23 protein-coding genes and 1 tRNA gene are annotated in these 20,440 nt (G+C 66.8%); 6 read left to right on the plus strand and 18 right to left on the minus strand.

Annotated features, from left to right (window positions below; translation table 11 throughout):
• Positions 1-332 precede the first annotated feature (332 nt).
• The 4 genes from ACT53M_RS16085 to ACT53M_RS16100 form a co-directional block, all read right to left on the minus strand.
• On the minus strand, positions 333-530 hold the full coding sequence (locus ACT53M_RS16085) for a helix-turn-helix transcriptional regulator (RefSeq protein WP_476229580.1): 198 nt from the start codon (positions 528-530) through the stop codon (positions 333-335).
• A gap of 73 nt (positions 531-603) precedes the next feature.
• Positions 604-1,515 (minus strand): hypothetical protein, encoded by a 912-nt coding sequence (locus tag ACT53M_RS16090; protein WP_476229581.1) that lies wholly within the window; start codon positions 1,513-1,515, stop codon positions 604-606.
• A gap of 187 nt (positions 1,516-1,702) precedes the next feature.
• Positions 1,703-1,779, minus strand: a tRNA-Pro gene (locus ACT53M_RS16095).
• Positions 1,780-1,852: 73 nt separating this feature from the next.
• On the minus strand, positions 1,853-2,743 hold the full coding sequence (locus ACT53M_RS16100; RefSeq protein WP_476234634.1) for an ROK family protein: 891 nt from the start codon (positions 2,741-2,743) through the stop codon (positions 1,853-1,855).
• Between the two features lie 302 nt (positions 2,744-3,045).
• On the opposite strand from ACT53M_RS16100, the gene ACT53M_RS16105 reads away from it, so the two are divergent.
• From ACT53M_RS16105 to ACT53M_RS16120, 4 genes are all read left to right on the plus strand, one after another.
• Positions 3,046-4,563: a PAS domain-containing sensor histidine kinase gene (locus ACT53M_RS16105; RefSeq protein WP_476234636.1), complete on the plus strand. Its 1,518-nt coding sequence runs from the start codon at positions 3,046-3,048 to the stop codon at positions 4,561-4,563.
• Complete coding sequence (locus tag ACT53M_RS16110; RefSeq protein ID WP_476234637.1) at positions 4,556-5,185, plus strand: response regulator transcription factor; 630 nt, start codon at positions 4,556-4,558, stop codon at positions 5,183-5,185. Before ACT53M_RS16105 ends, ACT53M_RS16110 begins: the two co-directional genes overlap by 8 nt.
• Before the next feature lie 82 nt (positions 5,186-5,267).
• Positions 5,268-5,648 (plus strand): response regulator, encoded by a 381-nt coding sequence (locus ACT53M_RS16115; protein ID WP_476234638.1) that lies wholly within the window; start codon positions 5,268-5,270, stop codon positions 5,646-5,648.
• A 95-nt stretch (positions 5,649-5,743) separates the two neighbouring features.
• The gene (locus tag ACT53M_RS16120) at positions 5,744-6,775 is read left to right on the plus strand and encodes an aldo/keto reductase (protein WP_476234639.1); all 1,032 of its coding nucleotides are present in this window, start codon (positions 5,744-5,746) and stop codon (positions 6,773-6,775) included.
• A 192-nt stretch (positions 6,776-6,967) separates the two neighbouring features.
• Here ACT53M_RS16120 and ACT53M_RS16125 read toward each other — a convergent pair whose 3' ends face one another.
• The 11 genes from ACT53M_RS16125 to ACT53M_RS16175 all read right to left on the minus strand — a co-directional run bounded on the left by ACT53M_RS16125 (position 6,968) and on the right by ACT53M_RS16175 (position 17,628).
• A complete protein-coding gene (locus ACT53M_RS16125; RefSeq protein WP_476234640.1) occupies positions 6,968-8,371 on the minus strand; it encodes an efflux transporter outer membrane subunit in 1,404 nt (467 codons plus the stop codon).
• A 2-nt stretch (positions 8,372-8,373) separates the two neighbouring features.
• Positions 8,374-9,477 carry an ABC transporter permease gene (locus ACT53M_RS16130; RefSeq protein WP_476234641.1) on the minus strand — a complete coding sequence of 368 codons (1,104 nt, stop codon included), beginning with the start codon at positions 9,475-9,477 and terminating at the stop codon, positions 8,374-8,376.
• Positions 9,477-10,610: an ABC transporter permease gene (locus ACT53M_RS16135; protein ID WP_476234643.1), complete on the minus strand. Its 1,134-nt coding sequence runs from the start codon at positions 10,608-10,610 to the stop codon at positions 9,477-9,479. Before ACT53M_RS16135 ends, ACT53M_RS16130 begins: the two co-directional genes overlap by 1 nt.
• Positions 10,607-12,313, minus strand: a complete 1,707-nt coding sequence (locus ACT53M_RS16140) for an ATP-binding cassette domain-containing protein (protein WP_476234644.1) — start codon at positions 12,311-12,313, stop codon at positions 10,607-10,609. The genes ACT53M_RS16135 and ACT53M_RS16140 overlap by 4 nt, the downstream gene beginning before the upstream one ends.
• Before the next feature lie 133 nt (positions 12,314-12,446).
• Positions 12,447-13,451, minus strand: a complete 1,005-nt coding sequence (locus tag ACT53M_RS16145; protein ID WP_476234645.1) for an HlyD family secretion protein — start codon at positions 13,449-13,451, stop codon at positions 12,447-12,449.
• Positions 13,451-14,068: a CerR family C-terminal domain-containing protein gene (locus ACT53M_RS16150; protein WP_476234646.1), complete on the minus strand. Its 618-nt coding sequence runs from the start codon at positions 14,066-14,068 to the stop codon at positions 13,451-13,453. The genes ACT53M_RS16145 and ACT53M_RS16150 overlap by 1 nt, the downstream gene beginning before the upstream one ends.
• 74 nt (positions 14,069-14,142) lie before the next feature.
• Positions 14,143-15,006, minus strand: a complete 864-nt coding sequence (locus tag ACT53M_RS16155) for a phytanoyl-CoA dioxygenase family protein (protein ID WP_476234648.1) — start codon at positions 15,004-15,006, stop codon at positions 14,143-14,145.
• A gap of 79 nt (positions 15,007-15,085) precedes the next feature.
• Positions 15,086-15,289: a hypothetical protein gene (locus ACT53M_RS16160; protein ID WP_476234649.1), complete on the minus strand. Its 204-nt coding sequence runs from the start codon at positions 15,287-15,289 to the stop codon at positions 15,086-15,088.
• A gap of 143 nt (positions 15,290-15,432) precedes the next feature.
• Positions 15,433-16,380: a cation diffusion facilitator family transporter gene (locus ACT53M_RS16165; RefSeq protein ID WP_476234650.1), complete on the minus strand. Its 948-nt coding sequence runs from the start codon at positions 16,378-16,380 to the stop codon at positions 15,433-15,435.
• Between the two features lie 11 nt (positions 16,381-16,391).
• Positions 16,392-16,739 carry a hypothetical protein gene (locus tag ACT53M_RS16170; protein WP_476234652.1) on the minus strand — a complete coding sequence of 116 codons (348 nt, stop codon included), beginning with the start codon at positions 16,737-16,739 and terminating at the stop codon, positions 16,392-16,394.
• Between the two features lie 133 nt (positions 16,740-16,872).
• A complete protein-coding gene (locus tag ACT53M_RS16175; protein ID WP_476234654.1) occupies positions 16,873-17,628 on the minus strand; it encodes a Bax inhibitor-1/YccA family protein in 756 nt (251 codons plus the stop codon).
• Positions 17,629-17,795: 167 nt separating this feature from the next.
• Here ACT53M_RS16175 and thpR point away from each other — a divergent pair, with 167 nt between their 5' ends.
• A complete protein-coding gene (thpR, locus tag ACT53M_RS16180; RefSeq protein WP_476229598.1) occupies positions 17,796-18,332 on the plus strand; it encodes an RNA 2',3'-cyclic phosphodiesterase in 537 nt (178 codons plus the stop codon).
• Here the strand turns inward: thpR and ACT53M_RS16185 are convergent.
• Positions 18,314-18,880: a TetR/AcrR family transcriptional regulator gene (locus ACT53M_RS16185; RefSeq protein WP_476234656.1), complete on the minus strand. Its 567-nt coding sequence runs from the start codon at positions 18,878-18,880 to the stop codon at positions 18,314-18,316. The genes thpR and ACT53M_RS16185 overlap by 19 nt on opposite strands.
• Before the next feature lie 56 nt (positions 18,881-18,936).
• On the opposite strand from ACT53M_RS16185, the gene ACT53M_RS16190 reads away from it, so the two are divergent.
• Complete coding sequence (locus ACT53M_RS16190) at positions 18,937-19,410, plus strand: monooxygenase family protein (RefSeq protein ID WP_476234658.1); 474 nt, start codon at positions 18,937-18,939, stop codon at positions 19,408-19,410.
• Between the two features lie 16 nt (positions 19,411-19,426).
• Here ACT53M_RS16190 and ACT53M_RS16195 read toward each other — a convergent pair whose 3' ends face one another.
• Together ACT53M_RS16195 and ACT53M_RS16200 are read right to left on the minus strand one after the other, a co-directional pair.
• Complete coding sequence (locus tag ACT53M_RS16195; RefSeq protein ID WP_476234659.1) at positions 19,427-19,834, minus strand: diacylglycerol kinase family protein; 408 nt, start codon at positions 19,832-19,834, stop codon at positions 19,427-19,429.
• Between the two features lie 88 nt (positions 19,835-19,922).
• The gene (locus tag ACT53M_RS16200; RefSeq protein ID WP_476234660.1) at positions 19,923-20,408 is read right to left on the minus strand and encodes a low molecular weight protein-tyrosine-phosphatase; all 486 of its coding nucleotides are present in this window, start codon (positions 20,406-20,408) and stop codon (positions 19,923-19,925) included.
• Positions 20,409-20,440: the final 32 nt, after the last annotated feature.

Raw genomic sequence — 20,440 nt, forward strand, 5'->3', positions numbered from 1 at the left:
GTTTCCGGGCAGCTGCGTTTGGCGAGATGCTATTAGCACCCCACTAAACCCGCAGAATTGCTGGATGCACCCGTGCGTGAGGTGTGTATCTGAATTGATGGCTCGATGCGTAGCATCGCAGCCCTGCAACCTTGCCGAAGAGACGAAGCGCAGCGTGGCATAGGACCGTCCCGCCAGTCTTGCGACCGACCGATCGACGGTGTTGCGGATTGAAGACATGGGTCACCCTTTCGTGAAACCACGATTGCGTAGGTTCGTGCGCGCTGGGAGATTCAGTCGCGACCAGGCCGCCCATCGTTCAGGCTAAGGCCGGGAAGCGTCTGGGGTTTGGTTTAGTATCGGCGGGGCTGAAGGCTATTTAGCCAGTCCTCCACATCGCCGGATCGCCATCGAATCTTGCCCGCACCGATGTGGCAGGGGCTAGGGAAGCTGCCATTGCGGGCGCGGCGATAGAGAGTGGTTCGGGATTTGAAGCCCGTAACGTTAAGCACGTCCACGACCGTCAAAAGTCGGTTTCGATCAGGCGGCATGAGGATGTCCTTTCCATTCGCGAGAATGCAGGACGTGCCGGCAGGGGGCGTCAGACGCTATTCAGTTCCCCATTCACGGGAATTCATGCATGGGCAGTTGGCGTAGATAATTGTTGAAGGCGGGATAGACGCCAGCATGGATTTTTTCCATCCGGCTGTCTCCAATGCCTTCTTTGCGAAGGATTTCCTTCTTCCGCTCGAAGGTCATTCCGTCGAGTTCGGGGCGTCGCAGGGCAATGATGATCTGAATGGCCTCGCGGAAGGCGTTCGCGCGCTGGTTGGTTTCAACGGCATGGGCGAGAAGCCATGCGGTGCGGCGGTCGAACAGTTCGCGGTCGGCGGTGTCCAGCAATGTTCTCGACGTGACAAGGGCGGGCGCCATGCGCGCGCCCAGCTTGACCCATAATTCGCTCATCGGGATCGGACGATGCGGGACGCATTGCCAGAGGTCTTGGTCCCTGCTGACAACAAGCAAGGCGCCATGATCGGCAAGAAATGCTTGCAAGGCATTTGGTGACAGCGACTTGAACGCCCCATCGGGAAGCAGTTGCGCAGTCGGGATATCGCCGCTGGCAATCTGGCCCCGAAAGAGGTCGAGTGCGCGCAGGTCACGTTCCAGCTCCTCGTTCGCTTCGCTGACAAGTTCCTCGATTTGCGGTTCGCGGCGCACCTTGCTGCGGAAGTGCGCCAACATGAATGCGACGCCTCCGCCCAACAACAGAGCCACCCCGATGCCCGTCTCGATCGGGTCGGGAGCAAGGAAGAGAGCGACCCCGAGCACGGCAACGAGGGCTGAGGCCAAGCGCAAGACATCGATTAAACGGCGACTGTTCCTCCCGCGCCTTGCCGCCAATGCCATCGCGTCAAGCACGCTTGCCGGGATGATGGCCGTAAGGGCCGTTCCTGCGGGTCGTTTCAGAAACGCAATATAGCCATCCCGAATTTTGACGAACTCGGCGGGGCGAAGAGGTAACTGCTCTCGCATCTGCCCGTTGGCATAAGCGTGGGGAGGCGAATCTTCAATTCGGAAGGGTGCCGGGGGCGCTCAATAGCGTCGCGTTGGGTTGCACCGTGTGGCCGCTGCGAAAATAAATTTGCACCACCAGCGCACCACCAGAGCGAGTTTGGTGGCCCACAACGGGGTGAAAATATTGTCTAAGTCATTGAAATCTTGGTCGGGGCGACAGGATTCGAACCTGCGACCCCCACACCCCCAGTGTGATGCGCTACCAGGCTGCGCTACGCCCCGACCGAGGGTGCGCCCTGTATGCCGCTTGGCCGCGCGATGCAAGCACGCATTCGCATCGCGCGGCCAAATGCGCTCAGCGGTGCAGCGCCTCCAGCCCCATCACGATTGCGCCCAGCGGGCCGGCCATGGCGCCCAGCCCCGGCGGCCCCAGCCGCGTGTCCAGCTCGGCAGCATAGCCGGCCAGCGCGCCATAGCCGGCCAGGCTTTCCGCCACCTTCGCCCGCACGCGCGGGAACAGGCTGGGGCGAGTCGTGATGACGCCGCCGCCGATCGCGATCCGTTCGGGCGCCAGCGCCATGATCAGATTGTGGAGTATCACCGCTAGGTCGTGGACGAAAAAATTCCATTCGAGCGCATCGTCCGGCACTTCCTGCCCCGGACGGCCGAACCGCGCGGCGAGCGCCGGGCCGGAGATCAGCCCTTCTGCACAATCGCCGTGGAAGGGGCACCAGCCGGCGAAACTGTCCCCCGGCGCGCGGGCGGAGCGCATATGGCCGGCCTCGCCATGGGCATAGCCCATGATCGGGCGGCCGCCGGCGACCAGTCCCACCCCGACGCCGGTGCCGATGGTGATATAGGCATGGGCGGCCAGCCCCTGCGCCGCACCCCAGCGCCCCTCGGCCAGCGCCGCGCCGTTGACGTCCGTCTGGATCGCCAGCGGCCTGGCGTAGCGGGCGGCGAGGCGGCGGGTGAGATCGGTGCCGCTCCAGCCCGGCTTGGTGGTTGCGATGATCGATCCGAAATCAGGCTGCGCAGTGTCGAGCTGTATCGGGCCGAAGCTGGCAATGCCGATCGCGTCGAAGGTCCAGCCGTCGAGCACGGCCTCCAGCGCCGCGAGCGTAGTGGCAGGATCGGTGGTGGGCACCACCGATTGCGCGCGAATATCTCCGGGGCCCACGCCGAGCGTGGCCACGCATTTGGTGCCGCCCAGTTCCAGGCCGGCTATCACAGGTTGGTTCGCCATGGTCAGCGCGCTAGCGCGCTCCGCAGCGAAGGGAAAGGGCATCAGCGCGGATGATGGTCTTCGCGGTCGGTGACGCTGACGAATGCCAGCGCGGCGAGGAACAGGCCGAACGCGCCAAGCGCGACGAACAGATAGTTGCTGCCGATGATGTCGAACATGGGAACACCTCTGTCAAAAGCGTTCCATGATCGCATCCCGGCCAAATCGGACCTTGATCGCGATCAAATTCGCTTGAACGAAACCGCAGCGTCGTCGCATGGTGGAGATGTTGTTCGCGCAGTACAGGAATGTCCTTTCGGATCATGCATATGAAGCCAGAACATGATCCCGAGGCGCTGTCCCTGCTGCTGGAGGCCGCCACGGATCGCGGCATTTTCCTGCTCGACCCGCACGGTAAGGTGCAAAGCTGGAACCAGGGCGCCGAGCGTATCACCGGCTGGAGCGGCGAAGCGCTGGAAGGCGCGGACCATGCGCTGCTCTATCCGCCGGCGGAAACCGCCGCCGGCCGCCCGCAACAGGATCTCGCCCGCACCCATGCCGAGGGGCGGCTGATCGAGGAACGCTGGCGCGTCCGCCGCGACGGCACCGAGTTTCTGGCCGAAGTTCAGCTTACCGCGCTAATCACCCGCGACGGCACGCTGCGGGGCTATGCCGAAGTGTTCCGCGACGTGACCGACCGCAAGGCATCCGAAACGGCACTGGCCGGCAGCGCGCTGCATCTGCGCTCGATCCTGGCGACGGTACCCTCGGCGATGATTGTTATCGACGAGCATGGCGTGATCCTGTCGTTCAGTGCCGCCGCCGAGCGGCTGTTCGGCTGGAAGGAGAGCGAAGTCGTCGGCCGCAATGTCAGCCTGTTGATGCCGGCGCCCGACCGCCAGCTGCACGACGCCTATCTCGCCCGGTATCTTTCCACCGGCGAGCGCCGCGTGATCGGGCTCGGGCGCATCGTCGTCGGCCAGCGCCGCGACGGCACCGACTTTCCGATGGAGCTGCAGGTCGGCGAGGCGAGCAGCGACGGGCACCGCATCTTCACCGGCTTCATCCGCGACCTGACCGCCGAGCAGCGCGCCGAATTGCGGCTGAAGGAGCTGCAGTCCGAACTGATCCATGTCTCGCGCCTCTCTGCGATGGGCACCATGGCATCGACGCTGGCGCACGAGCTGAACCAGCCGCTGACCGCCATCGCCAATTATATGGAAGCCGGCCAGAACGTGCTCGACATGGCCGACGATGCCGAGGCGCGGGCCTTGCTGCGCGAGGCGATGGAGGAATCGACCCGCGAGGCGCTGCGCGCGGGCAATATCGTGCGGCGGCTGCGCGATTTCGTCGCGCGCGGCGATGTCGAGAAGAGCATCGAGGATCTGCCCCGCCTGATCGACGAGGCAAGCCGGCTGGCGCTGGTGGGTGCACGCGAACGCGGCGTCCGCGCCTTTTTCGACCTTGATCCAGCGGCAGGCGCGGTGCTGTGCGACCGGGTGCAGATCCAGCAGGTGCTGGTCAACCTGATCCGCAACGCCGTGGAAGCGATGGCCGACAGCGAGCAGCGCGACGTGACGGTATCGAGCGAAGCGACCTCGCGCAGCATGATCCGCATCTCGGTGGCGGACACCGGGCCGGGTATCGACCCGACGCTGGCTCCACGCCTGTTCGAAGCGTTCGCCAGCACCAAGGAACATGGCATGGGCCTGGGGCTTTCGATCTGTCGCACGATCGTCGAGGCGCATGGCGGCCGGATATGGGCAGAGCCGCGCGCCGGCGGCGGCACGATTTTCCACTTCACCATCATGGGCGCTGGAACGGACGATCCGCATGACTGACAGACAACTCATCCACCTCGTCGACGACGAGGAATCGATCCGGCGTTCGGCCAGCTTCATGCTGCGCACCTCGGGCTATGAAGTGAAGACCTATGCCTCCGGCGTCGAATTCCTGCAGGAGGTGCGCGATGCCGAGGAAGGCTGCATCCTGCTCGACGTACGCATGCCGCAGATGGACGGGCTGGAGGTGCAGGCCGAACTGAATGCGCGCGGCGTGCGTATGCCGGTAATCGTGCTGACCGGGCATGGCGACATCACCACCGCCGTCACCGCGATGAAAGGCGGCGCCGTCGACTTCATTGAAAAGCCGTTCGAACGCGCCGCGCTGACCGATGCGATCGAGCGCGGCTTCGAGCGGTTGCGCCAGGGCGCCGACCAGATCGCCACCGGCCGTGACGCCGAACTGCGCATCGCCCAGCTCACCCCCCGCGAGCGCGACGTGCTGCGCGGGCTGGTGCGCGGCCACCCGAACAAGACGATTGCCTACGACCTGGGCATCTCGCCGCGCACGGTGGAGGTGCACCGCGCCAATGCGATGAGCAAGCTGGGCGCGCGCAGCCTGTCCGAAGCGCTGCGCATCGCCTTTGCCGCCGGGCTGGAGGGCGACCCGGACGCGGCGTGATCGCTCACCCTAGGAATATTGCGTAGAGACGTTGCCTGCAGGGGTTGGCAGGTTTGCCCGGAACCGTTCCAACTCGAGTTGCATGACCCATTCTCCTGCCTCCCTGCGCCCCCGCGTTCTGCTGGTCGAAGATGATGATGGCGTCCGTCGCGCCACGCATCTGCTGCTGCACGGCCGCGGCTATGACGTGCGTTCGCACAGCGCAGCGGGTCCGTTGCTGGCCGACCCGGAGGCGGCGCGCGCCGACTTTCTGGTGGCAGACTATCGCCTGCCCGATGGCGATGGCATCGCGTTGATCAAGGCGCTGTATGAAAAGGGCTGGACCGGTCAGGCGGTGCTGATGACCGGTCATGCCATACCGGGGCTGGACGATCGCGCACGCGAAAGCGGCTATGCGATGATGCTCGAAAAGCCGCTGCGGCAGCACGAACTGATCGGCGCACTGGCGACTTTGCAGGGCTGAAGACTTTGCAGGGCTGAAAAAGCCGGCGACGACCATTGCCGCGCCGCCCCGCAATGCACATCTGCCGGGTCCGTCCATTCCACGGAGGATCCCCCATGCGCTATAATCAACTCGGCCGCAGCGGCCTGATCGTGTCCGAACTCTGCCTCGGCACCATGACCTTTGGCGGCAGCGACGGGATGTGGGGCCAGATCGGCCAGCTTGGGCAGGAAGAGGCGGACGCGCTGGTCAAGACTGCGCTGGATGCCGGTATCAATTTTATCGACACTGCCAATGTCTATGCAGCCGGCCGTTCGGAGGAAATCCTGGGACAGTCGCTGCGCAATCTGGGCGTCAACCGGCATGAAGTGGTGGTGGCGACCAAGGTGATGGGCCGGATGCACCCCGGCCCGAACGGCGCCGGCGCCTCACGCGGCCATATCCTGGCTCAGGTCAAGGAAAGCCTGAAGCGGCTGCAGACCGACCATATCGACCTGTACCAGATCCACGGCTTCGACGCGACGACACCGATCGAGGAGACGCTGTACGCGCTCGACAGCCTCGTTCGGCGCGGCCTGGTCCGCTATTTCGGGCTGTCCAACTGGGCGGCGTGGCAGGTGATGAAGGCGGTCGGCATTGCCGCCGTGCGCGACTATGCGCCGATCGCCTCGCTGCAAGCCTATTACACGATTGCCGGGCGCGACCTGGAGCGCGAGGTGATCCCGATGCTCCAGTCCGAAGGTCTGGGCCTGATGGTGTGGAGCCCGCTGGCCGGCGGCTTCCTGTCGGGCAAATATACCCGCGAGGGCGAAGGCGAAGGGCGCCGTGCCGGTTTCGACTTCCCGCCGGTGAACAAGGATCGCGCCTATGACGTGATCGACGTGCTGCGCGAATTGGCCGCGGCCAAGGGCCGCTCGGTGGCGCAGCTCGCACTGGGCTGGCTGCTCCACCAGCGTGCAGTTTCCAGCGTGATCGTCGGCGCCAAGCGGCCCGAGCAGCTGAGCGACAATCTGGGCGCAGTGGAGGTGGACTTCACCGCCGACGAACTGGCGCGGCTGGACGCAGTGAGCGCGCTGCCGGCGGAATATCCCGGCTGGATGCTCGAACGCCAGGGCGGCTATCGCGGCGGTCCGGACGCGCGGCGGTAAGGGCGGGCTTCGTTCGCGTTTTGGAGCTGTCGCACTCCCCTCCCTGAAAGGGAGGGGGCTGGGGTGGGTGCGCGCGTCTGCGCGCTTCAAAGATTCCTTCGCTAAACCGACAGCGACTCCCGCCGCCTGACGGCGGCGGCCCCACCCCTAACCCCTCCCTGCAATGCAGGGAGGGGAATTAATCCGCCCCCCTCACTCCCGCCAGCCGCCGCCCAGCGCCTTGTAGAGCGCCACCGCTGCCTGTCCCTTGCTCGTCCGCGCCTGATCGGCGCGCTGCTGCGCCGCCAGTACCGCCTCGCGGCCGCGCTCCAGCGCCAGCTGATCGTCCTCGCCCCGCGCGACCCGCTGTTCGACGAGCGCGAAGGCAGCCTGTTCGCGCGCCAGCGCAGCGGCAGCGTCTGCCGCGGCGGTGCGGGTGTGGAGAAAGCGGTTTATCGCCGCCTCGCTGTCAGACAGCGCGCCGGTGACGGCCTTGGCATAGGCCGCCGCAGACTGATCGGCGCGGGCATCAGCGGCGCGGATCTGGGCACGGATCGTGCCGCCGTTGAAGATGGGCCAGGAAAAGCTGGGACCGATCTGCCAGCGGGTGCTGCTGGCGGAAACGAGATCGCCCGGTTCCTGCGCCTGCTGGCCGATCGCTGCGCCGAGCCTGAAACGCGGAAACAGGTCTGCCTTTGCCACGCCGATGTCGCCCGTTGCGGCGGCGAGCTGGCGTTCGGCCTGGCGGATGTCGGGCCGGCGTTCGAGCAGATCCGAACGGACGCCGGCGAGGATAGTGTCCGGGCTGGCAGGCACCGGCGCGGGCTTCAGCAGCGCCGGGACCACCTCCTCCGGCGCCACGCCCAGCAGGCCGGCGACGCGATAGGCTGCGGCCGCTGCCTGCGCCTGCAGGCCGGGCACCGCCGCTGCGCTGGCGCGGGCGGCGGCGTCGGCGCGTTCGGCCTCGACCGCGCTCGCCTCGCCCGCGACACGACGCAGGCCGGTCAGCCGGGCGAGCGCGGCGTCGGCATCCGCCACCGCCTGGGCCGATGCGGCAGATGCCTGCGCCCCGCGCAACTCGAAATAGCTGCGGGCAATTTCGGCAATCAGCGACAGCATTACGTCGCGCCGGGCGTAGGTCGCCGCCTCCACCCTTGCATCGGCAGCCTCGATCTGGCGGGTGCGGCGGCCCCAGAGATCGATCTCCCAACTTGCGTCGAAGCCGACATCGAACAGGTGCAGGTCGCGCTTGAGCACCGGCAGCCGCCCGACCGGCAGCTGGCCGTTCTCGCTCAGCCGGTTCTGCGTCGCCGATCCGGTGGCGGAAACGCTGGGCTGCCGCCCGCCCGCCACCGCATCGCGGTTGGCGCGCGCCTCGGCGATCCGCGCTTCGGCCTGCAACAGATCGGGCGTGCCGGCCATGGCACGATCGATCAGCGCGTTCAGTTGCGCGTCGCCAAATGCCTGCCACCATTGCAGGTCGACCGGGCCGGGCGCCGCCGGTTCCAGCCAGGGCGCGGCAGCGGCGGCGGGCGACGGCGGGCGGTGATAATCCGGCCCGACGGTGCAGCCGGCAAGCGCAGACCCCAGAAGCAGCAGGACAGGCAAGCGAGGCATAGTCACTCCATGCGCGCGCGGAACAGCCAGGCGGACACGGACAGCGTCGCACAGCCGATCAGCGCCAGCGGCCAAAGCTGGTGGAACACGGCGGAAGCCGGCATCGCCTTCAGGAACAGCCCCTGGACGATGGCGAGGAAATAGCGGGCGGGATCGAGGTAAGTGACGGTCTGCAGCCAGCCCGGCATATTGTCGATCGGGCTGGCATAGCCCGACAGCAGGATCAGCGGCACGGTCACCAGAAACATGCCGAGAAACGCCTGTTGCTGGGTCTGCGCGATCACGGAGATCAGCAGCCCCAGGCCGATCACGGCGAGCAGGTAGACTGCCAGCGACAGCACGAACAGCAGCAGCGATCCGGTGAACGGCACGCCAAACACCAGGGGCGCGATGATCAGATAGGCCAGGCCGTTGAACATGCCGATCGCGAGCGGCGGCATCATCTTGCCGATCAGGATTTCATGGACGCGGAGCGGCGAGACCATCAACTGGTCGAACGTGCCCAGCTCGCGCTCGCGCGCCACCGTCTGCGACGTCACCGCCAGCCCGGAGACCGACGTGATCAGCGCCACCAGCGACGGCAGAGTGAACCAGAAATAGGAGAGCGTGGGGTTGAACCAGTTGGTAATGACGCTGCCGCCGCCTGCCGCCGCCACGCGCGGCGGGGCGAGCGTTGCGTTCATGCCCGCGACGATCTGGCCGAGATAGCCGTTGACGATCTGCGCCGCGTTCGAGCGCCGGCCGTCGAGCACCACGCCCACCGTGGCACTGTCGCCCCGGGCGAGGGCGCGGTCGAAATCCTGCTCGATCACCACCGCCGCCACCACCTTCTGCCCGTCGACCGCCTCGCGCAGCGCACGCGGGCTATCGAGGCGGACTACATGGCGGAACCAGGGGCTGCCGGCGATGCGGCGGACCAGTTCATTGGCCTGCACGCCGCCGCTCCGGTCGAGCACGCCGATATCGACCCGCTTCACGTCGAGCGTGGTTGCATAGGCGAAGATGAACAGCTGCATCAGCGGCGGCGCGATCAGCACCAGCCGCGCCTTGGGATCGCGCAGCATCGCCCACCATTCCTTGGCGATCATCGCAAGCAGCCGCCGCATCAGTCGAGGCTCCGCCGCGTGGTGCGGAAGGCGAGCGTGAAGAACAGCGCGCCGAAGCCGAGCATCATGCCGATATTGGGCAGGATCAGCCTCCATTGGTCGCCGGCGAGGAACACGGTCTCCAGACTGGGGATCAGGTAACGGGCGGGCACCGCATAGGTCAGCAGCCGGATCGGCAGTGGCATCGAGCTGATCTCGAAAACGAAGCCCGACAGCAGCATCGTCGGCAGAAAGGCGGTGAGCAGCGCGATCTGGCTGGCGACGAACTGGTTCTTGGTCGCCGCCGAAATGAACAGCCCCAGCCCCAGCGCCGGCATCAGGAACGCTGCGGCAATCGCGAACAGCGCGAACAGCGATCCGCGGAAGGGCACGCCGAACAGGAAGATCGCAATCACCGTGCACAGCACCATCGAGGCAATCGCCAACACGAAATAGGGCAGCAGCTTGCTGGCGATGAATTCGGCCATGCTGATCGGCGTGGCCATCATCGCTTCCATCGTGCCGCGTTCCCATTCGCGGGCGACGACCAGCGCGGTAAGCAGCGTGCCGATCATCGTCATCACATTGGCGATCGAACCCGGCACCAGGAAGTACCGGCTCTTGAGTTCGGGATTGTACCAGAAGCGCGAGGAGAGCGTGATCGGTGCCCCGGCCCCTGCCGGGTTGCGTTCCAGCCCCTCGCTCGCCGCCCAGGCGGCGCGCACCCCTTCGGCATAGGCGGCGACGAAGTTGGCGGTATTGGGCTGCGATCCGTCGGCGATGATCTGGATCGGCTCCACCCGGCCCTGTGCAAAGCGGCTGCCGAAATCGGCGGGGATGACGATGATCGCGCGGACGCTGCCGTCGACGATGCGGTCGCGCACCGGCGCCATCGTCCGCGCCATCGTCACGTCGAACCAGGCCGATCGCTGGAAGGCCTCCGCCAGCCGCAGCGCCGGCGCGCTCGAATCCTCCAGCACCACCGCCACCCGGGTGCGGCTGGTATCGAGCGAAATCGCATAGCCGAACAGAAAGAGCAGGATCATCGGCAGCACGAAGGCGATCAGGAAAGTCGAGGGATCGCGCAGGATCTGCCGCGTTTCCTTGGCAACCAGAGCCGCGAGCCGGCGTGGCGAGAAGCGGATGCCGCTCATGCCGCCGCCTTGCCTTCCCGCGCGCGGTCGAACGCCTCGATCAGCGCGATGAAGGCGTCTTCCATCGTCGGATCGTCGTGGCCGGACAGGTCCGCCGCGCGGGCCTTCAGCTCGTCGGGCGTGCCGGTGGCGATCTGTTCGGCGCGATAGATCAACGTCGCGCGGTCGCAATATTCGGCTTCGTCCATAAAGTGCGTCGTCACCAGCACGGTGACGCCCTTTTCGACGAGCCCGTTGATGTGCATCCAGAATTCGCGCCGGGTGACAGGGTCGACGCCAGAAGTCGGCTCGTCAAGGAACAGCACCGGCGGCTCGTGCATCACTGCGCAGGCCAGCGCGAGGCGCTGCTTGAAGCCGAGCGGCAGGGTGCCGGCGTTGACGTCGAGCTTGCCGCCCAGTTCGAAAATCTCGATCATCGCCGCAATCGCGCGGCGGGCGCGCGTACGGTCGAGATCATAGGCGCCGGCAAAGAAATCGAGATTCTGGCGGACGCTGAGATCGCCATAGAGCGAGAATTTCTGCGCCATATACCCCAGCGACGCACGCGCATCGGCGCGCGCCCGGCGCAGATCATGCCCCGCGACCGATCCGGTCCCGCTGGTCGGCGTGAGCAGCCCGCACAGCATCTTGAAGGTGGTCGACTTGCCAGCCCCATTGGGGCCGAGCAGCCCGAAAATCTGGCCGCGCGGAATTTCGAACACCATGTCGCGCGCGGCCACGAAATCGCCGAAGCGCTTGGTCAGCCCCTTCGCCTCGATCGCCGGGGCGTCGCTGGCGGGGATGGTGCGATAGGCTTCGGCCAGCCGGCTGGTGCCCTTGGGGCCGCCGCCCAGCCGCTCGATAAACCCGTCTTCGAAGCGCGGCGGCGCGGGCGAGACGGTGCCGTCGTCCGTCGCCAGCGCTGCCCCGGGCCGCAGCAGCAGCCGCACCGAGCGCCCCTGGATGGTGCCATCGACCACGTCGGGCCGGTCGAGCGCGCGCGTCAGATATTGCCGCCGGCGCTCGCGAAAGCCGGTGACGCGGAATACCCGGTCCGCCACTGCCCCGGTCAGGTCGCCGGGCGGACCATCGAACAGCACGCGGCCTTCGTTGAGCAGATAGACGGCGTCGCACTTCTCCGCCTCGTCGAGATAGGCGGTCGACCAGAGCACGCCGATCCCCTGCCCGGTCAGTTCACCGACCATGGCCCAAAGCTCGCGCCGCGAAATGGGGTCGACGCCCACGCCGGGCTCGTCGAGCAGCAGCACGCGCGGCGTGCGTACCAGCGCGCAGGCGAGGCCCAGCTTCTGCTTCATGCCGCCGGAGAGCTTGCCGGCCAGCCGGTCCTGAAAGCGGGCGAGATCGGTGAACTCGAGCAGCCGGGCGAAACTCTCCGCCCGCTCGGCGCGCGGAAGGCCTCGGACTTCGGCATAGAGGGTGAGGTTTTCGAGGACGCTCAGGTCTTCATAAAGGCCGAAGCGCTGCGGCATATAGCCGAGCGCGTCGAGCCGTGCCCCGGGCGCGTCGCCGAGCACCGTCACTTGCCCGCCGCCGGGCGCCATCAGCCCGGCGAGAATGCGGATCAGCGTCGTCTTGCCCGCCCCGTCCGGCCCGACCAGCCCCGTCACCTGCCCCGGGAGGATCTGCATATCGACGCCGTCCAGCGCGGTGAGGGCACCGAACTGCTTCACCAGTCCCAGGGTCGCGGCGAGGGGGGTGGTCATCGCGCCTCTCTCCCCTCCCGCTTGCGGGAGGGGATGGGGGAGGGATCGACGTGGAAGAAGCGCTGCGACGTTTCAGCCCCTCCCCTGGCCCCTCCCGCAAGCGGGAGGGGAATGGAGGCGGATGGGAAGCCTCTCACTTCCCCACCTTCGGCCGGGCACCCGGCACCTCTACCGTCACAGGCTGGCCCTGACGCAGCGCGTCGTCGGGATCGTCGACGATCACCCGCAACTGATAGACCAGATCGGTCCGCAAATTCTCCGTCTCCACCGTCTTGGGGGTGAACTCGGCGCGCGGCGCAATATAGCCGATGCTGCCATGGTAGCTCTTCGGGTTGCCGTCGGCATGGACGAGCACCTTCATCCCCGGGCTGATCCGGCTGAGATCGGTCTCAGCGACATAGGCCCGCACCCGCATCGGCCGCTGGATTGCGAGCGTAAACACAGTTTCGCCCGGCTGGACAATCGCGCCCGGCTCGCGTGCCCGAGTGAAGACGGTCGCGTCCATGGGGGCCGCGAGAACCGCGTCGCCGCGGTCGGTCGCCGCGCTCAGTCGGGCGGCGCGCGCCGCTTCGACATTGGCGCGGGCGGCCGCGACATCCTCGGCACGGCTGCCCGCCTGGAGCAGCGATAGAGCCTGCTGCGCCTCGGCAAGCTGGGCACGGGCGCGGTCGCGATCGGCGATGGTCTGTTCCCACAGCGCCTTGCTGATCGCACCGGGGCCGACCAGCGGCTGGCGGCGGGCATAGGCCTGTTCGGCATTGTCGAGCGCGGCGCGCGCCGCCGCCACCCGGGCACGCCCCTGCGCCACATCCTGCGCGCGGCTGCCGTTCACCGCCTTGGCCAGTTGCGCCTCCGCCTGGGAAAGCTGTGCATCGGCCTGTGCCACCCGCGCGTCGATGCTGGCCGTGTCCAGTGCCGCCAGCTTCTGCCCGGCAGTCACCTTGTCACCTTCGTCGACCGCAATCGCCGCGATGCGTCCGCCGACGCGGAAGGCCAGATTCACTTCGCGGATGTCGACATTGCCGTTCAGCACCAGCGCGCCCGTATTGGGGCTGGCCAGCACCCCGAACCCCTTGGTGGCAACGCCGGCGATCACCAGCGCGATCAGGAGCAGGATCGGGATCAGGCGGCGTTTCATCACGGCGTCTCCGTCAGGATGGCGTGGACATGGGCTTTCAGGCGGGCGCGCAGGCGCAGGGCGGTGGCTTCGTCGATCTGCTCGACCGCGAAAATACGGGTTATTGCGGCCCGGCCGGCGCGCAGCACCATCGCCTGCCCGAACAGCAGCACGCTGGTCGCCTGCCGGTCGGCGAGGTCCAGATCTGGTCGGGCCCGCGCGATCAATGCCACGAACACATCGAGGATCGGCCGCATTGCGCCGGCGAACAACCGGTCGAACGCCTCGGTCGGCTGCTGCTGCTCGCGCACCACGAAACGCGCCCAGCTCTCGGTCTCCGGGCTGAGCATCATCCGGGCGATACTGTCGAGCAGCTGCTGCATCGCCGCCACTGCCGCCGCCGGCGAAGCCTGCCCCGCTGCCAGTGCCGCCTGGGCGACCGCGAGCTGCATCGTCTTCACCCGCTCGGCGATATGGTCCGCCGCGGCGAGGTACAGGCCCTGCTTGCCGCCGAAATGATAGGTGATCGACGACATCGCCGTGCCCGAAGCGCGGGCAATGTCGCGCGTGCTGGCGCCTTCAAAGCCCAGCCGGCCGAACTGGTCGATCGCCACATCGATGAGCGTTTGCGAAACCATGGCCCCCGAGTCTTGTTCGTTCGACCGAACAAATGCCCGATACAGCGCGCCAAGGTCAAGCGACCGGTCAGTCTTCAGACGTAATGGGGTTCGCCGCGCTCGCGCAGTTGCTCGTAATGGACCAGCGCCGGTTCCGGCCCGAACGGCACCGGCTCCCCGCCGCGGAAGGCCCATTCGCCACGATCGCAATCGCCGGCGCGGACATAGCCGTTGATGTAAAGCCGGCGGAGATGGCTTGACCGGTTCTCGCCAGAGCCATGCACCAGATACGGATTCCACAGCGCGAAATCGCCCGGCTGCAGCACCAGATCGATGACGCCCGCCGGATCGAGTCCCGCTTCCTCCAGCATCCGGTCCTGCAAGGCCGTACCCAGCACTTCGCCGGACACGTCCAGCGGCAAGGGGCCGTGCCGGTGGCTGCCCGGCAGGAAGCGCATGCCGCCGCTTTCGGGACCATGCGGGTCGATCGCCAGTCCGGTCTGCACATAGGCGCTGCCCAGATTGCGATAGGCATGGTCGGGCTTGCGGAAGCGCGAATCCTGGTGCCAGGCGAAATCGCCCTTGCTGCCGGGCGTCTTCCAGTGGAGCTGGTTGATGATCTGCTTGAGGTCGCCGCCGATCAGCGGCGCCAGCACGGCGGCAATCCGCCGGTCCGTGCGTACGGCATTCAGTACCGGCTGGTGATAGGCCATCCACTGCACCATCGGCACGATCGGCAGGCCGTCCGGCCCCGGCAGCACCTTGTAGAACAGATTGCCGTGGCGGAAGCTGCGGCCGTGCGCCATGCCCTCGGCATGGACCTGATCCATCGCTGCGCCGATTGCCGCGACTTCGTCCGGGGAAAACAGGCCGCGAATTACCGCATAGCCGTCACGCCGATAGGCCGCGACATAGTCGGGCGCGTCGCCCGGCTGCTGCTCGTGGATCGCCAACGCCATCGCTCACTCCTCGATGGCATAATAGGACGTCCGCGACGCCACTTCCCATAGCGTGCGCGCGCCGGCAGATAATCTGTGGTTATGGGCGCGAACGGCGCCGCCCGTCTGCGCGGTGACGTCGGAGCACGGCGCCGCCAAGGCCCGCACCGCCGATCAGCATGCCCATCGCCGCAGAAGCCATGCCGCCGGCCCCATCCTGCCCCTGCGCATGTCCCTGCATGGTTCCGGCCGCTGCCGGTGCCGCCGCCGCGAGTAGTATCGCCGCCGCCCATCCATATCGCATCGCCATAACCCCTTACCCGCATCGCCACCGCACTGCGCAGCGACACGCCGCCACAAAGCATGGCGCCGGGGTTCGGCTCCGTCGCGCCCGTTCAGGTTCGACGAACGCCTTGTGCAGTGCGACGAAAGGATGCTGCGATGCAGCTAAGGCACCAGACGGGGTTCGGCGTCCTCGCGCTTTTCCGGGCGGATATAGATGGAACTGAGCTGGGGCAGCTGTGCCTTCAGCGCCGCCTCGATCCGCTCGATCAGCGTCTCCGCCTCGCCCATCGCCAGCGTGTCCTCGAAATCGGCGCTGATCGCGACGAAGATGCGGTCGGGCGCGGTATGGATGGTGCGGACGTGATTGACATGGGTGATCGCCGGCTGCGCCTCGAGCAGCACGCGCACCTGCCGGATCAGCGCGGGGTTGGCGCGCTCGCCGATCAGCAGCCCCTTGGCCTCGCGCGCCAGCAGCGTCGCCACCGCCGCCAGGATCGCGCCGATCGCAATCGACGCCATGCCGTCGATCCGCGGGTCGCCCAAATGATGACTGGCCCAGACGCCAAGGGCGGCGACCAGCAGGCCCGCAAGCGCCGCGCTATCCTCGAACAATACGATGAAACCCGCAGGATCCTTCGATTCCCGGATCGCCTGCCACCAGCCGGCGTCGCCCTTGGCCTGCGCAAACTCCCGCATGGCGATGATCCAGCTCGTCCCCTCCAGCGCGGTCGCCACAGCCAGCACGAGATAATTTACCAGCGGATCGCGCAGCGGTTCGGGTTCGACGATATGCTGCCAGCCTTCATAGACGGAAACGCCGGCGCCCAGCCCGAAGATCAGGATCGCCACCACGAACGCCCAGAAATACAGCTCGCGGCCATAGCCGAAAGGATGCTCGGCATCCGGCGCGCGTTCGGCCCGGCGCTGGCCGTGGAGCAGCAGCAGCTGGTTCAGGCTGTCGACCAGGCTGTGTACGCCTTCGGTGAGCATCGAGGAAGATGCGGTGATCGCCGCCGCGACGAATTTCGCGACGGCGATCCCGACATTGGCAGCGAGCGCCGCATAAAGGACGATATTGGCGCGCCAGCCCGACGCGGGGGTTGCCGCCACCGATGCGCGCCTCAGTCCAGCCCGAGCTTCGACAATGCCTTGTCGATCAAGCCCTTGTCTTCATGCTTGTCCTGCGCGCGCTTGGCCTCGGCTTCGGCATCATAGCCCGAGCTTTCGGGGATGGCATGATTGTGGATCGGCTGCACCGAGGCGGGCGGGTCAGACGCATCCATCGATTCGTCGAGCGCCCGGTCCAGCCGCGCATCATGGCTGTGCGGGTTGCGGGCCAGCCGCTCCTCGATCGAAGGATCGGTGCCGGCGTCGGCCGAATGCACCGGCGCCTTCTCGTCCTTGTCCGCTTCGGGATCGGGCGCGACCGACATGCGGTCCATCGCGGGATCGATCGGATTGTTGCTCATGAAAACTCTCCTGCGCGTTGCCGGAATAAAACCGACGGGCCGGGAGTCGCGTTCCGTGCGCACGGATAAGATATGGAAAAGAAAAGGCCCGGCGGATCGCTCCGCCGGGCCTTGTGCCGGAAGTCCGGAAAGATCAGTTCCGCTGGTTGCCGAACAGGCGCAGCAGGAACAGGAACATGTTGATGAAGTCGAGATAAAGGTTCAGCGCCCCCATGATCGCGACCTTGCCCTCGTCGCGCGTGCCGGCGACATAGGCGTAGATGCTCTTGATCTTCTGCGTGTCATAGGCGGTGAGGCCAGCGAAGATCAGCACGCCGACGACGCTGATCACCAGGCTCATCATGCTCGACTGCAGGAAGATGTTGACCAGCGAGGCCACGATCAGACCGACCAGACCGATGATCAGGAAGGTGCCGAAGGCCGACAGATCCTTCTTGGTGGTGTAGCCGTAGAAGCTCAGCGCGGCGAAGCCGGCGGCGGTGCCGAAGAACACCTGCGCGATCGAGGTAGCGGTATAGGCGATAAAGATCGTCGAAAGCGACGCGCCGAGCAGGCCGGCATAGGCGAAGAACAGCGCCTTCAGCGTGCTTTCCTGCATCCGCGCCTGGCCGAAGCTCATCGCGAAAACGATGGCGAGCGGCGACAGCGTCACCACCCAGCCGAGTAGCGTCGGGGCGTATCCCCGCAGCGTGGGTACGAACAGAAGTTGCTGCAGCGCCGGCACATTGCCAAAAGCGAGCGCGATAATGCCGGTCAGCAGCACGCCCGAAAGCATGTAGTTGTAGACCGACAGCATGTACGACCTGAGCCCCGCGTCATACGCCTCGGCGCGCGCACCGGCGGCAGCGAAGGGCGTGGCGCTCGAACGGGGATCCGACCAGTTAGCCATGTAAAACTCCTTTGCCCGGCGCATCGCCGGATACCGCAAATATCGGTCTTGCCGGCGGCCTTTTCAAGCGAATCCGGCGCCAGCAATGTTTCGATACAGTTTCGATCCTCGCCTTGATCGGCGACAAGCCGTTGGAAAGCGCGTGCGCCGCAGCTAAAAGCCCCGCCATGCACCGCCTGTTCGTCGGCCTTCGCCCGCCCGCCGCGATCCGCGCGCGCCTGCTCGCGCTGGCCGGTGGCGTGCCCGGCGCGCGCTGGCAGGACGAGGGCCAGCTCCATTGCACGCTGCGCTATATCGGCGAGGTCGACCGGCGTGTGGCAGAGGATGTCGCCATTGCGCTCGGCAATATCCGCTTTCCGCCGCTGGAGCTGACGCTTGCGGGCGTGGGCGAGTTCGACAAGGGCGGCCGCCCCAATGCACTGTGGGTCGGTCTGCGCCCGCACGAGCCGATCACCCAGTTGCACCACAAGATCGACCAGGCGCTGGTCCGGCTGGGCCTGTTGCCCGAGCGCCGCGCCTATCTGCCGCACATCACGCTTGCCCGGATGAACGCGCAGGCCGGCGCCAATGACGGCTTTCTGCGCGACCATGCCGGGCTGGCCAGCCCGCCCTTCACGATCGATTCCTTCCTGCTCTACGAAAGCCATCTCGGCCGCGAAGGATCGGTATATGAGGCGATCGGGCGCTATCCCCTCACCGGCTGAGCGCCGGCGATCCCATCCGCCACCAGCGCCAGCGCGGCGGCGACCGGCGCCTCCGCCGGCGGCAGTTTGCCGTCGAGCGCGAGCGTCGACAGCCCGTGCACCACGCCCCATGCCGCCAGCGTGGCTGCCTGCGCATCGCCCTGCGCAAGGCTCTCGACCCGACGCGAGAGGATGAAGAAGGCTTCGCCATACTCGCCCGGCGGCATGTCGCACACCGGCCGGCCGCCGAACATCAGGCGGAACAGCGCCGGGCGGGCCTGGGCAAAGCGGAAATAGGCCAGGCCCTGCGCGATCAGCGCAGCGCGTGGACTGGCGGCGCGGTCCGCCTCGACCAGCACCGCTGCCAGCGCGGCGAAGCCCGCCTCCGCCACCGCCCCCAGCAGGCCGGCCTTGTCGGCAAAGTGGCGATAGGGCGCCATCGCCGAAACCCCCGTCGCCTGTGCCAGCGCCCGCAGCGTGACGGCCGCTTCACCCTCCCGATCGAGCAGATCGATCGCCGCCTCGACCAGCCGCGCACGCAGCGGCTCGGCGGCCTTTGCATTTTCCATCTTGTTTACACCGTAAACCACTTCTAACGTGTACAGTGTAAACACGGAGTCCCGCCATGCAAGCCACAACGGTCCGCGAGACGGTGGATCTCGCTGCCTATCCCGATCTCGTCGTCGTCATTCTGGGCTTTCGCCTTCGCCGCCTGCGCGCGCTTCGGGCGATGCTGCGCATCGGCCGCGGCCTGGGCGCCATCAGCCGCAATCCGCCCGACGGGCTGTTGGCCGAGAACCAGATGCTGTTCGGCTGGAACCATATCGGCTTCCGCCAATATTGGCGCGATCTCGAAAGCCTGGAACGCTTCACCCGCAGCGCACCGCACAGCGACTGGTGGCGCGACTTCACGCGCGATCCGCAAGGCGCCGGCTTCTGGCACGAAGCCTATAGCGCGCGCGGCATCGAGGCAGTGTATCTCAACCTGCCCGGCATCCGCATCGGCCTGGGCCAGTTCGCCCCGATGACCCAGCCGGTCGGCCCGATGCTGTCGACTCGCCAGCGACTGGCAGCACATGCCGGGCGCGAGGCGGCGTAAATCGGGTCGGCGTAGATCACCGCACCCGCAATGCGAGCAGGCGCGGCCCCAAGACAAGCAAACCGATCAGCGCGGCGGCCATGGCAGCGATCAACACCCCGCCGGCCGCCACGTCCTTTATGCGTCCGATCGCGGGATCGAACATGGGGCATATCCTGTCACACAGGGCTTCCATTGCGGTATTGAAGGCTTCCGCCACCCAGACTGAAGCCATGGCCGCGATCAGCCAGCACCACTCCACCGGTGGCACGCGCAACAGGAAGCCGCCGATGATCACAACGGTCGACACCGCCAGATGTATCTGTGCGTTGGGCTCCCGGGCGACCATCATGGCCACGCCGCGCGCCGCGAAAAGGCAACTGTTCAGCCGCGCGCGCCAGACGATGCGGCGTGCAGTCTTTTCGCTCCGATACGGCTTTTCCATGCCCGGCTTCCTAGCCTGCAACGGTGCAAGACCGGACCGACTGACATGTGCGTATCGTGCAGATATGGTCCAGCCTGCGTGCAGGCGTTCAATCGCGTAGCGCCGTCACCAGCTCGGCTGCCGCGCGGGATACTTCCGACCAGGTGCGCTCGAACCCCGCCGGGCCGCCATAAAAGGGATCGGCGACGCCCCGCCCTTGCCAGCCCGGCACGACATCGAGCAGCAACCGCAGCTGCGCCGTGCCATCGGCCGGGGCGATCTTGCGGAGGTCTGCCAGATTCTGCGCGTCGAGCGCGAGGATATGGTCGAAGCGGGTAAAGTCCTCGCGCCGCACCTGCCGCGCGCGCTGGCCGGAAATGTCGATCCCGTATTTCGCGGCGACCGCGACGGAGCGGCGATCGGGCGCATCGCCGGCATGCCAGCCGCCGGTGCCGGCCGAATCGACTTCCACCGCGATGCCGGCTGACTCGGCCGCTGCCCGCAAGGCGGCTTCGGCCAGCGGCGAACGGCAGATGTTGCCGAGACAGACGAACAGGAACGACGGCACAGACACGGCGAAGGCTTCTTCAGGCAAGGACAGATGTTCCTAGCCGCACGACGCCTTCG

Source organism: Sphingomonas sp. DMC6 (assembly GCF_056314225.1).

Bases quoted from the DNA above. Each gene is read 5' to 3' on its own strand.
- ACT53M_RS16085 (WP_476229580.1), bottom strand. From the start codon at position 530: ATGCCGCCTGATCGAAACCGACTTTTGACGGTCGTGGACGTGCTTAAC.
- ACT53M_RS16090 (WP_476229581.1), bottom strand. From the start codon at position 1,515: ATGCGAGAGCAGTTACCTCTTCGCCCCGCCGAGTTCGTCAAAATTCGG.
- ACT53M_RS16100 (WP_476234634.1), bottom strand. From the start codon at position 2,743: ATGGCGAACCAACCTGTGATAGCCGGCCTGGAACTGGGCGGCACCAAA.
- ACT53M_RS16105 (WP_476234636.1), top strand. From the start codon at position 3,046: ATGCATATGAAGCCAGAACATGATCCCGAGGCGCTGTCCCTGCTGCTG.
- ACT53M_RS16110 (WP_476234637.1), top strand. From the start codon at position 4,556: ATGACTGACAGACAACTCATCCACCTCGTCGACGACGAGGAATCGATC.
- ACT53M_RS16115 (WP_476234638.1), top strand. From the start codon at position 5,268: ATGACCCATTCTCCTGCCTCCCTGCGCCCCCGCGTTCTGCTGGTCGAA.
- ACT53M_RS16120 (WP_476234639.1), top strand. From the start codon at position 5,744: ATGCGCTATAATCAACTCGGCCGCAGCGGCCTGATCGTGTCCGAACTC.
- ACT53M_RS16125 (WP_476234640.1), bottom strand. From the start codon at position 8,371: ATGCCTCGCTTGCCTGTCCTGCTGCTTCTGGGGTCTGCGCTTGCCGGC.
- ACT53M_RS16130 (WP_476234641.1), bottom strand. From the start codon at position 9,477: ATGCGGCGGCTGCTTGCGATGATCGCCAAGGAATGGTGGGCGATGCTG.
- ACT53M_RS16135 (WP_476234643.1), bottom strand. From the start codon at position 10,610: ATGAGCGGCATCCGCTTCTCGCCACGCCGGCTCGCGGCTCTGGTTGCC.
- ACT53M_RS16140 (WP_476234644.1), bottom strand. From the start codon at position 12,313: ATGACCACCCCCCTCGCCGCGACCCTGGGACTGGTGAAGCAGTTCGGT.
- ACT53M_RS16145 (WP_476234645.1), bottom strand. From the start codon at position 13,451: ATGAAACGCCGCCTGATCCCGATCCTGCTCCTGATCGCGCTGGTGATC.
- ACT53M_RS16150 (WP_476234646.1), bottom strand. From the start codon at position 14,068: ATGGTTTCGCAAACGCTCATCGATGTGGCGATCGACCAGTTCGGCCGG.
- ACT53M_RS16155 (WP_476234648.1), bottom strand. From the start codon at position 15,006: ATGGCGTTGGCGATCCACGAGCAGCAGCCGGGCGACGCGCCCGACTAT.
- ACT53M_RS16160 (WP_476234649.1), bottom strand. From the start codon at position 15,289: ATGCGATATGGATGGGCGGCGGCGATACTACTCGCGGCGGCGGCACCG.
- ACT53M_RS16170 (WP_476234652.1), bottom strand. From the start codon at position 16,739: ATGAGCAACAATCCGATCGATCCCGCGATGGACCGCATGTCGGTCGCG.
- ACT53M_RS16175 (WP_476234654.1), bottom strand. From the start codon at position 17,628: ATGGCTAACTGGTCGGATCCCCGTTCGAGCGCCACGCCCTTCGCTGCC.
- thpR (WP_476229598.1), top strand. From the start codon at position 17,796: ATGCACCGCCTGTTCGTCGGCCTTCGCCCGCCCGCCGCGATCCGCGCG.
- ACT53M_RS16185 (WP_476234656.1), bottom strand. From the start codon at position 18,880: ATGGAAAATGCAAAGGCCGCCGAGCCGCTGCGTGCGCGGCTGGTCGAG.
- ACT53M_RS16190 (WP_476234658.1), top strand. From the start codon at position 18,937: ATGCAAGCCACAACGGTCCGCGAGACGGTGGATCTCGCTGCCTATCCC.
- ACT53M_RS16195 (WP_476234659.1), bottom strand. From the start codon at position 19,834: ATGGAAAAGCCGTATCGGAGCGAAAAGACTGCACGCCGCATCGTCTGG.